Raw genomic sequence first — 12,144 nt, 5'->3', positions numbered from 1 at the left:
CCCGTCGCCGGAACCGCTTCCATCGCGCGGCGGGCGCCGCGCGGTCGGAAAGGGTCAGGACTCCAGACGGCGCGCGGCGAGGTACGCGAGCTGCGCGCGGTTCTGGACGTTGAAGAGTTTTTCGAGCGAACGGATATGGTGACCGACCTTGTGCAGCGACGTGCGCAACGCGCTGGCGATCTCCTGGTCGGACAGCCCGTGCACGAGGCGCTCGAGCACCTGCTGCTGCTCGTCGCCGAGCGCGAAGCCGCGCATGCGCGCGATGCGCGCCTCGAGAAACGGCAGCGCGATGCGATGCACGGCGAGACTCACCGACAGCGCGCCGCCGATCACGCGATCGTCGATCCACTCGGTGCCGTGGGCTTCCGACGTCACGTTCACCGCGACGCGCAGGTCGAGCCGCGGCGCCGACAGGCTGAAGATCACGCCGCTGTTCATTGCATGCGCACGCAAGTGCCCGGCCAGCGCGAGCACCTTGCGATCGCCGCTGCCCTGCGCGGCCGACTCGATCTCGTCGAGCCGCCACGCGACCGGAAAGCCGCTCTGCCGCACCTGGGCGAAACGCGGGTCGCTCTCGTAGAGCATGCCGTCGATATACGGCTGCATGAACGTCGGGGGCGCGAGGTCGCGCAGCAGATGCGCGCACAGGATGCGCCGCCCGATCATCTCGTATGCGCCGTAACCGAGCGTGCTGAAACCGATTTGCCGCAATCGCGCATGGCATTGGGCGAAATCGACGAGACTCAGGTCGGATTTACCGGGCGCGATTTGAATGCCGGTAAAAACGTCACGCTCGAATGCATGAATTTCTTTCGAATAAGCGGCAGCGGCCGCGATATCGGCTTGCGAAAACCACTCGACGCGTGGCGCGTCGTCAGCATATGTCATGAGCAGCCCACCCTTTCCCAATATGTGAACTTGCCCCGTCACCACCTGGTCTTTTCTTTATGATTTTCTGGTCATCTCTATACGGGTGCGGATATGAACCTTTCGTCCGCATTAGTATTACGGCATATTACGCGCACACAGGCATTTTTGTACAATGCCCCCGCGTTTCGTCTGGATGACGATCGGCGCATATCATAAAGATGCTCGATTGCATCGTCGCGAGCGCCGTGCACGACACGGCTGCCGCCACGCGATGCGCGTCGATTCCGAGGGATGGCTCATGTCCGATATTGCATTGCAAGAAGAAGCGGTCGCCCCAACGTTGCCCCGTTCGCCCCGGCGGACGGTCGCCTGCGCCGACGCGTCGAGAGAGCGCCCGGTGCAGGTCGTCTGGTGCGATGACCTGAAGCGCGGCGACATCACGCAGCCGCACGCGCCGAAGCTCGGCGTCGCCGATACGCTCGCCAACGCGCAGAGCACGGCGGAACGCAACCGGATCGTCGCAAGCCTGCTGCACCTGACGGGCTTCTCGACGTTCGCGTACTTCGCGCTCGAATTCTCACGCGAGCGCGTCGAAAGTCTCTATCTGCACGAGGCGTTCACGCCGACCACCTACCGTGGCGACTACGTGCGGCACAACCATCACGACATCGATCCGCGCACGCTCGACGCACGCGTGTGCAACATGCCGATCGTGTGGGACCTGCAGCAGTTGCGCCGCGAACATCGCGAGCGCGACGACGGCCCGTGCGTGACGCCGGCCGCGCTCGACGGTTTCCTGCAGACGATGCAGGACGACGGGATGTGCAGCGGCATCATGTATTCGATGGCCGTGCCCGGTACGCGGCTGCACGCGTTCATGAGCTTCACCGCACCGCGCCGCACGCGCGAGTGGATCACGCCGGCGACGATCGAGCAGGCGCTGTCGATCGGGCTGTCGGTGCACAAGTTCGCGTCGCCGCAACTGATCGCGACGTCGCGCGAGCGCGCCGTGAACGGGCTCACGCCGTTCGAGCAGGAACTGCTGCTGGGCATCGCGGAAGGCGCGTCCGACAAGGAGATCGGCCGCCGCCTCGACACCAGTGCGCACAACGTCGACTATCACCTGCGCAAGCTGCGCAAGCGCTTCGGCGTCGCGAACCGGATCCAGCTCACGTACCTCACCTCGAAGCTCGAGCTGATCTGACGCGCTGCCCGCACATGCGAACATGCCGGCCGCGCGGGCCGGCATGTTCGGGGCGCATCGCGACGATGACGCGCCGTTACTTCATCAGCGTCATCTGCACGACCTTGACGATCACGAGACCGACCGCGACCACCAGATAGCCGCGCATCACGGCCATCCAGACACGCGTCGCGACCGTCATCTTCTGCGGCTCGAGCGAGTCGAGCGGCGGCATGCGCCACGTGTCGCGCGCCGCACGATCGATGCCCGGCTCGACGACGCGCTTGTTGCGGCGGATCAGCACCGTCGCGAGATAACCGGCGATCGCGAGCACCGTGCCGCCGACCAGCACGTCGACGATCGCTTCGCCGCTGATGTCCGGATACATCACCGACGCGGTCAGGATGATCGACAGCAGCACGAGCACCCAGATCACCGCACCCGTAAACACGTTGAGCCTCGTCGAGTTGACCCACGGGCCGAGCACCTGGCGATCGTTGCAGAGCACGAGCAGGAACACCGTCGCGCTCGGCAGCAGCACGCCCGCGAGCGTCTGCACCGCTTCGGTCAACAGGCCGAGCGGGCTGCCCGGGATCAGCACGAGCGCGGCTGCGGCCGCGACGATCCCGAAGTAGACGAGATAGAAGCCCTTCGCGTCGGACACGCCGCGATGCAGCGAATGACGGATCTTGAACACGTCGCCGATCGCGTATGCCGTTGACAGCGAGACCGCCGCCGCGCCGATGATGCACGCATCGAGCAGCGCGACCGCGAACAGCGTCGCGCCCGTGCGGCCCGCATACTTCTCGAGGCCCGCGATCACGCCGCCCGCATCGGTGAAGTTGCCTGCTTCCGGATGACCGCCGAACAGCGCGGCGCTGAAGCCGACCATCGCGACCGCGCCGATCAGCACGAACGCGATGCCGATCCACAGGTCGACCTTCTCGTACTTCATGAAGCGCGGCGTGATGCGCTTGTCGATCACGTAGCTCTGCTGGAAGAACAACTGCCACGGCGCGACCGTCGTGCCGACGATGCCGATCACGAGGAGCATTACGTCGGACAGCTTCGCGTGCGCGGGCCAGTTCGGCACGAAGAAGTCGCGCGACATCTGCGACACCGGCGGGTGGATCGACACGAGCACCGGCACGAGCAGCAGGCTCAGCACGCACAGCACGATCGCGAACCGCTCGAAGCGCCGGAAGTCGCCGGTACTCACCGCGGCCATCGTCAGCGCGGCCGCGACGCACACGCCCGCAACCTTCGGGAGCCCGAAGAAAGCCAGCACGAACGTGATGCCGATGAACTCGGTGACGATCGTCAGCGCATTGAGCAGAAACAGGTCGATCACGCTGAACGCGCCCCAGAACCGGCCGAAGCGCTCGAAGATCAGCCGCGCATGGCCGACGCCCGTGACCGCGCCGAGGCGCAGCACCATTTCCTGGTTCACGTACAGCACCGGCACCAGCAGCAGCAGCGTCCACAGCAGCGTCGTGCCGTAGTTCTGGCCCGCCTGCGTGTAGGTGCCGAATGCGCCCGCGTCGTTGTCGCCGACCATCACGATCAGGCCGGGGCCGATGATCGCGAGCAGCGTGCGCAGCCGTGCCCACCACGTGCCGCGTGCGGCGGTGTCGTGATGCGAGATCGTGCCGAGGGCACCGCGGATGTCGCCCAGGTGGGCTTCGTCGAGCACGGCGCTGCGCTCGACGGCGATCGGTGGAGAGACGTTGGATGGCGTGGACATGATGAATTCCGTACGGCTGGTTTTTTATCCGGCCAAGCGTGTGGCCTTGGCATACGCGCGCGGGACCGGCCCGCGTGCGCATGCCGAGACGCGCTCGGTGTGTCAGTGGATCAACGACTTGAGGCGGCTCCACAGCCGGGAGAACACCCGCGGACGGGCGTCGAACGTCAGCATCGCGTCGTAGTGCGAACGCGATTGGGTGACTTGCGGGAGATTCGACAGCAGAAGGCCGAAGTTCATGGTCTGGCTCCTGGCGGCGACGGCATGCGTGCCGGCCGCGGGTGGGCGCGGGGCCAGTCCGGGGCCTGAACGACGTGTCAGGCTAGTCGGCCGGCATGTCCCTGCGACCCGGGTTCAAAAGGGTCTGTTGACGCAACGGGCATAAGGGACAACTGTCACTGTCGTTCATGGCGGCTCCTGTGCGGTGTTCCGGAAAACACGGTTGACCGCCGTCCGGCGCGCCGGCCGCGGTTCGGCTGCATGCGAAACGCATGCGCGAACGCGGCCGCGCACCAGGCAGCGGCGAAACCGGATCGCGCATGCGCAAAGGCATCACGCTAACCGGCGCGAATCAGGGTGCACGTAGGGGGTTACTGCGGAATACTGCTGCGCGCACCGTTTGCCTGGGGGACAAACGGCGGCTTCGATGAGGCGCGGACGTCGGTCGCTCAGGCGGAAACTTCGTTCGAAGATCGACTACTGCAGGCGTCCAAGGCGGCGGCCCCAAGAGTGAAGATGCCGGATTCTATGGACCGGCCGAAACGGAAGTCAACCCTCTGCCATCCCGTTCGGGGAATATTTTTTTTCAGCACCGGGCGCTGAAAGATTTACGCCCGGAATGGCGCGCCGCAACCTTTCAACGCCCGGGCCGGCGCGTGCCGCCGATGCGCGCGAGCAACGGTCATCGCAAGCGGCGGGCGGTAGGTTGAGCGCCTGTCGGCCAGGCCGCACCGTCGCTGCGGCACTGTCGCAATCCGCGCAAAGACGACGTTTTTTGCTTGCACCGCAGCAAAACGCGCGACTACAATCCGCTCCGGATCATCAAGGGAGTCCCTCCGTGGACACATGCTTAAGTTGTAGTTCGATGCCGGCCCAGGCCGGCCAAGCCATCGCGAGATAGCAGCCGGACGCATGTCCTTCGCCGCTAGCTCGCTTCGTCGGGTTAGCGCGCTTCCTCCCGGACCGGCCTCGCCGGTTCGTCCGTCGCACGCTCCGTTACGTTCCAACCGCCGATCGCAGGCCGCGTCGTGCCTACGCTCGATCACGTCGTCCGGTATGCTCCGGACCGGACGGAGGTACGCCATGTTCTTTCAATCGCTCACGGTCAGAGTCAAGCGGCTCCTGCACATCTCGTGCGATCGCTTGTCGGTTTCATCGCTCGCCGACGCACTCGGCAACCGGGGCGGCCGCGCGCTCGCGCATAGGCCGGCGGCACCGCGCCCGCTCGACTGCATGCTGGCCGGCGCGATGGCGGCCGCCGTCGCGCTCGTCGTGCTGCTCTGCACGGCCGCGTCGCACCTCGGCTTCACGCAGGCTTGGCGTATCGGCGGCTGGCTGCCGTAAGCGGCAGCGCGGCGCGGCCCTGTGCCCATGCGCCGCCCGCACGCACGCACGCATGCGATCGCCTCATGCCGCCACTTCTCCAGCCTGACCCAGCACTCGAATAACGGAGCACACATGAAGAATCGTTTCGAACCCGCGCGCAAGCGTCGACTCGATGCGCTTACGGCGCTTTTCCTGTCGCTCGCCGCCGCACCCGCATTCGCGCAATCGGCGTCGCCAGCCGGTGCCGAACCGACGGCCGGCGCCGCCGACACCGCCGCCCCCGCCCCGCCCGCCGATACCGCCGCGCCCGCCCCCACCGGCTTCTGGGAGCGTTCGAACCTGTTCGGGAACATGGGTGGCCTGCGCGACGTGCTCGGCGACCACGGCGTCACGCTGAGCCTGCAGGAAACCAGCGAATACCTGTACAACGCCGCGGGCGGCACGAATCGCGGCGGCGCGTACCAGGGCGTCACGCAATTCGGCTTCACCGTCGATACCGAGAAGGCGATCGGGCTGCCGGGCGGCACGTTCAACGTGTCGGGGCTGCAGATCCACGGCACCAACCTCACGCAGCGCTACCTGCAGACGCTGCAGACCGCGACCGGCATCGAAGCGAATTCGACCACGCGGCTGTGGGAGCTCTGGTATCAGCAGGCGTTTCTCGACGGCAAGGCGGACGTGAAGATCGGCCAGCAGAGCGTCGACCAGGAGTTCATGGTGAGCCAGTACGCGGCGACGTTCATGAACGCGACGTTCGGCTGGCCCGTTCTGCCGGCGACCGACCTGCCGGCCGGCGGCCCCGCGTATCCGCTGTCGTCGCTCGGCGTGCGGCTGCGCGTGAAACCGGCCGACGCGTGGACCGCGATGGTCGGCGTGTTCGACGGCAACCCTGCCGGCCGCAGCGACGGCGACGCCCAGTCGCTGAACGCGCACGGCACCAACTTCAACCTGCGCAGCGGCGCGTTCGTGATCGGCGAACTCCAGTACGCGCTGAACGCGCCGCCCGCCGATCCGAAGGCGCCGCAACCGGCCGGCCTGCCCGGCACGTACAAGCTCGGCTTCTGGTATCAGTCGCAGCACGCGAACGATCCGCGCTTCGGCACCGACGGGCTGTCGCTCGCGAATCCCGACAGCAACGGGATCGCCGCCACGCATCGCGGCAACTACGGCTTCTATGCGGTCGCGGATCAGATGGTGTGGCGGCCGTCGGCCGGCAGCCCGCGTTCGGTTGGCGTGTTCGCGCGCGTGATGGGCTCGCCGGGCGATCGCAACGTCGTCGATTTCGCGGCGAATGCCGGCATCACGCTGAAGGCGCCGTTCGCCGGACGCGACAACGATACGGCCGGCATCGCGGTCGGCTACACGAAGATCGGCTCGCACGCGCGTGCGCTCGACGGCGACACGGGCGCCTACACGACGCCCGGCTATCCGGTGCGCCGCGCGGAAACGGTGATCGAGGCGACCTACCAGTACCAGGTCACGCCGTGGTGGCAGTTGCAGGCCGACCTGCAGCACTTCTTCCGGCCGGGCGGCGGCATCCCGAACCCGAATGCGGCCGGCGCGCGCATCGGCGACGAAACGGTGGTCGGCGTGCGCACGACGATCACGTTCTGACGCGCCGCGCATGCGACACGGGCCGGACGACCGCTTGCGCGGCACGCCGGCCCGTGTGCATTCCAGTGCCGGCGCGCGACGCACGCGCCCCGTCACTCGCCATACAGCCCGAGCAGTTTCAGCGTGACGCCGTTGGTCCAGCCGAAGCCGTCCTGGAGCGGATATTCGCCGCCCCCGCCGCCGCCCGCGCCGGCCCCCTCCACCACGTACTTCTCGACGAGCTTGCCTTCCGTCGCATACACATGCTTCACGTCGGTCAGGAAGCGCGTGCCGATGTCCTTCGCGAGCGCCGGGTCGCCGTAACGGCGCAGCCCTTCGATCGCGATCCACTGGAGCGGCGCCCAGCCGTTCGGCGCATCCCACTGCTGGCCCGTGTTCTCGGTCGTCGTCGCGAGGCCGCCCGGCTGCAGCAGCGTCTTGCGCACCTCGCGCGCGGTCGCCTTCGCGCGCTCGGGCCACGCGACACTCGTGAACAGCGGATACAGCGCGGCGGCCGTCACGCCGTCGCGCGGCTTGCGCAACTGCCAGTCGTAGTCGCCGTAATAGCCGTGACGATTCCACAGATAGTGATTGATCGCGGCCGCGCGGCGGCCCGCTCGCCCGGAAAAGTCCGCGACGCACGCGATGTCGTGCGTGACCGCGCAGCCCTTCACGATCGTCGTCTCGAGATGGAACATCAGGCTGTTCAGGTCGACCGGCACGATCGACGTCGTGCGGATCGTCGCGAGCGTCTTGCCGTCGCCGAACCAGCGCGAGCTGTAGTCCCAGCCGCTTTCGGCACCCGCGCGCAGGTCGCGATACACCTCGTTCGCGGGGCGATCCGGCACGGCCTTCGCGGTGGTCACGTCCTCGAGATACGACTCGTCGCGCGGCGTGTCGCTCGCGTCCCAGTAGCGGTTCAGCACCGCGCCGTCCGGCATCGCGACCACGTGGCGCGCGGCCTGCCCGCGCGGCGTCGTGGTTTCGCCCTGCATCCAGTACGCGTGCTCCTTGCGCAGCGCCGGCAGGTATTTCTGGTAGACCTTGTCGCCTTCGGCCTGCGCGGCGAGCGTGACCATGTACGCGAAGAACGGCGGCTGCGAGCGGCTCGCGTAGTACGTGCGGTTGCCGTTCGGGATGTGGCCGATCGTGTCGATCAGATGAGCGAAGTTGTCGAGCATGTCGTCGACGAGATCCTCGCGCCCCGACACCTGCAGCCCGAGCATCGTGAAATAGGTATCCCAGTAGTAGCCTTCGCGGAAGCGGCCGCCCGGCACCACGTACGGCTTCGGCATCGGGATCAGCGAGCTGTACGGCGGCACCGTCGTGCTGGTGCGCGTGAGCTGCGGCCACAGCCAGTCGATATGCTGGCGCAGCGTCTGGTTCGCGGGCGGCGTGACGCCGCCTGCCGGCGGCGGCGTGAAATGCTGGTCGACGAACGCCTTCAGCGAGAAGCCCGGCTGCGACTTCTGTTGCTGATACAACTGCACGATCGTCGCGGGATCGGTATCGGGCGTCGCATCGACGAAGGTCTTCTGGTCGGGATAGAGCTGCGCGGTCTGCACCGCGACGAACAGGTCGCCGTAGAGCTGGCTCGGCGGCGGCAGCAGCGCGCCGCCGGCGGCCGGATTCGCGAGCGCCGCCGAGGCTGGCACGGCCGCCTGCGCGGCCGCGTGGTTCGCGCTGTCGGCTTGCGCCGCGCACCCGGCGACCGCCAGGTACGCGACGGCCAGGACGGCGGCCCAGCGCATGCGCGGCGCGGGAGCGAATGAGTGCGAGTGCGAGTGCGAGTGCGAGTGCGAAGCAGGATGCGATGCGATCGATGCGGCACGACGTGACGTCATGACGTGTCCCCTCCTTTTTTCGATGGTGAGTGGATCGGCAGGGGTCTCGTTCGCGCGGGCGCTCGTCTCGATGGCCGTCGATCGATGCGCGTCGTTGTATGTCGCAGATGAGTTTCGACTGTCGCACGAAACGCGCATCGCACGCAAGTTTCGCGGCCGGGCCCGCACACGCGCGTCATATGTGACGTCATGAGCCGCAGTCGTCTCTTTTGCCGAACACGGTAACAGGAACGACTGTTGCAACATGCGAAACAGGCGTTGCGTCACGTGACGCAACGACCACATTGTGGGCATAATGGCGTCTTTACCGCGCGCCCTGCTCATGTCGCCCGTCTTTCTAGCACCGCTCATCGTTGCCTGTGCGTTGTTCATGGAAAGCGTCGACGCGAACATCATCGTCACCGCACTGCCCGCGATGGCGAGAGACTTCGGGCACAATCCCGTCACACTGAACATTGCGATCACGGCCTACGTGGTCGGCCTCGGCGTCTTCATCCCGATCTGCGGATGGCTCGCCGACCGCTTCAGCGCGCGCTCCGTATTCCGCACCGCGATCGGCATCTTCGTCGTCGGCTCGCTGATGTGCGCGGCCTCCAATTCCCTCGGCGTGCTCACGTTCGCGCGCTTCGTGCAGGGCGTCGGCGGCGCGATGATGGTGCCGGTCGGCCGGATCATCATCTTCCGCGCGGTGCCGCGCTCCGATCTCGTGCGCGCGATGAACTACCTCGCGATTCCCGCGCTGTTCGGGCCGACGCTCGGGCCGCTCGTCGGCGGCTTCATCACGACCTACCTGCACTGGCGGATGATCTTCTTCATCAACGTGCCGATCGGCATCTACGGGATCTACGTCGCGAGCAAGCACATCGCGAACACGCACGAACCCGACCCGGGCCCGCTCGACTGGTTCGGCTTCCTGCTGTCGGCGAGCGGCGCCGCGCTGCTGCTGATGGGCCTCACGCTGATCGACGGCTCGCTCACGTCGCGCGGCAACGCGATCATGATGTGCGCGGCCGGCGCGGTGATGCTTGCGCTCTACGTGCCATACGCGCGCCGCAAGGAGCGGCCGGTGCTCGACCTCAGTTTCCTGAAGATTCCGACCTACCACGCGAGCGTGGTCGGCGGGTCGCTGTTCCGCATCGGCCTCGGCGCGGTGCCGTTCCTGCTGCCGCTCGCGCTGCAGGAAGGCCTCGGCATGAGCGCGTTCCACTCGGGGCTGATCACCTGCGCATCGGCGCTCGGCGGCGCGGTGAGCCGCTCGACGGCCACCCATACGCTGCGCCGCTTCGGCTTTCGCACGGTGCTGATCTACAACGCCGCGTTCGCGGGGCTCGCGATCGCCGCATACGGCGTGTTCCATCCGGGCATGGCCACCTGGGCGATCTGGATGATCGTGCTGGTCGGCGGCATCTTCCCCGCGCTGCAGTTCACGAGCCTGAATTCGATGATCTACGCGGATATCTCGCAGGCCGACGCGGGCCGCGCGACGAGCCTCGGCAGCGTCGTGCAGCAGATGTCGCTCGGGCTCGGCGTGACGGTCGCCGGCCTCGTGCTGCACGTGTCGCACTGGCTGCAGGGCCATCAGACGATGGTGTGGTCGGATTTCTGGCCCGCGTTCGTCGTGGTCGGGCTGTGTTCGTTCGCGTCGATTCCGATCACGCGGCGGCTGCCGCCCGGCGCCGGCGACGAAGTCGCGCGCGGCAAGCGGCAATGAACGGGCAAGGCGGGCGGGAACGGGCAGGCGGTTGAAAAAACCGGAAAACCAAAAAAATCAGCGGACATCCACACGGGGCCGGTGCACAGCCGCATGGATGTCCGCTCAGGGCTCCGGGTCTCTCGTTGGGGGTTGAGAATCCCGGATCTGCTTCCTGCGTGCCATGGACATATGTGCGTCGGAAGCGGAATCGTTGCGCGCACCATTCGTCGCGCCATGTCCGCACTATAGGGAAAGTCGCGCCGCGCATCTGTCAAGCATTGTCAGACGCGTGTGAGCGCGCGCCGCACACGTGCTGCGCATTCGCGCTAAAGTGGCGCCTGACCGTCGCCCTCAGCCGCCGCTCCGATGCTTACGCTCTCGCCTGCCGCCGCCCGCGCGCTGCATCTCGCCGCGCAGGGCCTGCTGACCCCGCCCCGCCGCAAGGCCACCAAGGCCGACGTGCTCGACACGATCCGCCGGATGGCGCAGTTGCAGATCGATACCATTCACGTCGTCGCGCGCAGCCCGTATCTCGTGCTGTTCAGCCGTCTCGGCGACTTTGCCCCGCAATGGCTCGACGAACATCTCGCCGAGGCGCGCCTGTTCGAATATTGGTCGCACGAAGCGTGCTTCCTGCCGATCGAGCAGTTCGGGCTGATGCGCTACAAGATGCTCGATCCGTCGGGAATGGGCTGGAAATACGCGGCCGAATGGCACCAACAGAACCGCCCCGACATCGAACGGCTGCTCGCGCGGATTCGCGACGCAGGCCCGGTGCGGTCGGCGGATTTCATCCGCGAAGACGGCATGAAGGGCAACGGTTGGTGGGATCGCAAGCCGGAGAAGAAACATCTGGAAGTGCTGTTCACGACCGGCGACCTGATGGTGTCCGAACGCCGCAATTTCCAGCGCATCTACGACGTGCGCGAGCGCGTGCTGCCCGGCTGGGACGATGCGCGCGACCTGCCGCCGCGCGACGCGGTGCTGCCCGCGCTGCTCGACTACACGTGCCGCGCGCTCGGCGTCGTGCGCGCGGACTGGGTGGCCGATTACTACCGGCTGCCGCGCCGTTCGTACCGTGCGGAGCTCGAGCGCCTCGCTGGCGCGGGCGAACTGCTTCCGGTGGAGATCGCCGGATGGAAGGAGCCGGCCTACGTGCATCGCTCGCTCGAAGCGCTGCTGCCGGCCGCCGCAGCCGACACGCTGCGCTCGACGGTGACGACGCTGCTGTCGCCGTTCGATCCGGTGGTGTGGGACCGCCGGCGTGCGTCGACGCTGTTCGGGTTCGACTACACGATCGAGTGCTATACGCCGGCGCACAAGCGGCGTTATGGCTATTTCTGCCTGCCCGTGCTGCATCGCGGCCGGCTGATCGGGCGCATCGACGCGAAAGCGCATCGCGTGCTCGGCACGTTCGAGTTGAAAGCAGTGCACGTCGAGCCGGGCGTGCGATTCGGCACGGGAATCGCGGCCGACGTCGCGAAGGCGGTGAAGCGGCTGGCGGCGTGGCATGGCACGCCGGACGTGACGGTCGCGCACGCGCCGCCCGAATTGACGAAGGCGCTGGCCGGCGCTTGAGGCCGGCGGATTCACGCGAGCGCCGAGCGCCGCGCGGCGGCGCTGCGCGTGGCGCGTGCCGCTTGCGCGTGTACGGCGACGCACGCGTTGCCAG

Annotated in this window: 9 protein-coding genes; 5 read left to right on the top strand and 4 right to left on the bottom strand. The window is 67.2% G+C overall.

Annotated features, from left to right (window positions below; all coding sequences use genetic code 11):
* Positions 1 to 54: 54 nt before the first annotated feature.
* Entirely contained in the window at positions 55 to 888 is an 834-nt protein-coding gene (locus SB786_RS24900; protein WP_410729808.1) for a helix-turn-helix transcriptional regulator, read from the bottom strand.
* Between the two features lie 280 nt (positions 889 to 1,168).
* Here SB786_RS24900 and SB786_RS24895 point away from each other — a divergent pair, with 280 nt between their 5' ends.
* Positions 1,169 to 2,074, top strand: coding sequence for a helix-turn-helix transcriptional regulator (locus SB786_RS24895; RefSeq protein ID WP_410729807.1), 906 nt, complete (start codon positions 1,169 to 1,171; stop codon positions 2,072 to 2,074).
* Between the two features lie 76 nt (positions 2,075 to 2,150).
* Here the strand turns inward: SB786_RS24895 and SB786_RS24890 are convergent, their stop codons facing one another.
* Both SB786_RS24890 and SB786_RS24885 read right to left on the bottom strand, forming a co-directional pair.
* On the bottom strand, positions 2,151 to 3,797 hold the full coding sequence (locus SB786_RS24890) for an Nramp family divalent metal transporter (RefSeq protein WP_410729806.1): 1,647 nt from the start codon (positions 3,795 to 3,797) through the stop codon (positions 2,151 to 2,153).
* Positions 3,798 to 3,899: 102 nt separating this feature from the next.
* Entirely contained in the window at positions 3,900 to 4,037 is a 138-nt protein-coding gene (locus tag SB786_RS24885; protein ID WP_410729805.1) for a hypothetical protein, read from the bottom strand.
* A gap of 1,062 nt (positions 4,038 to 5,099) precedes the next feature.
* Here SB786_RS24885 and SB786_RS24880 point away from each other — a divergent pair.
* On the top strand, positions 5,100 to 5,360 hold the full coding sequence (locus SB786_RS24880) for a hypothetical protein (protein ID WP_410729804.1): 261 nt from the start codon (positions 5,100 to 5,102) through the stop codon (positions 5,358 to 5,360).
* A gap of 114 nt (positions 5,361 to 5,474) precedes the next feature.
* The gene (locus tag SB786_RS24875; RefSeq protein ID WP_410729803.1) at positions 5,475 to 6,956 is read left to right on the top strand and encodes a carbohydrate porin; all 1,482 of its coding nucleotides are present in this window, start codon (positions 5,475 to 5,477) and stop codon (positions 6,954 to 6,956) included.
* Between the two features lie 92 nt (positions 6,957 to 7,048).
* Here SB786_RS24875 and treA read toward each other — a convergent pair whose 3' ends face one another.
* The gene (gene treA / locus SB786_RS24870; RefSeq protein WP_410729802.1) at positions 7,049 to 8,779 is read right to left on the bottom strand and encodes an alpha,alpha-trehalase TreA; all 1,731 of its coding nucleotides are present in this window, start codon (positions 8,777 to 8,779) and stop codon (positions 7,049 to 7,051) included.
* Positions 8,780 to 9,101: 322 nt separating this feature from the next.
* Between treA and SB786_RS24865 the strand changes: the two genes are divergently transcribed.
* Positions 9,102 to 10,490: an MFS transporter gene (locus SB786_RS24865; protein WP_410729801.1), complete on the top strand. Its 1,389-nt coding sequence runs from the start codon at positions 9,102 to 9,104 to the stop codon at positions 10,488 to 10,490.
* Positions 10,491 to 10,838: 348 nt separating this feature from the next.
* A complete protein-coding gene (locus SB786_RS24860; RefSeq protein WP_410729800.1) occupies positions 10,839 to 12,050 on the top strand; it encodes a winged helix-turn-helix domain-containing protein in 1,212 nt (403 codons plus the stop codon).
* The last annotated feature ends 94 nt before the right edge of the window (positions 12,051 to 12,144 follow it).

The organism is Burkholderia sp. SIMBA_062, assembly GCF_046534765.1.
In the GTDB taxonomy this organism is placed as follows: Bacteria; Pseudomonadota; Gammaproteobacteria; order Burkholderiales; family Burkholderiaceae; genus Burkholderia; species Burkholderia ambifaria.
Note: the sequence above shows the minus strand (reverse complement) of the source record. Positions and strands in the feature narration are given on the sequence as shown.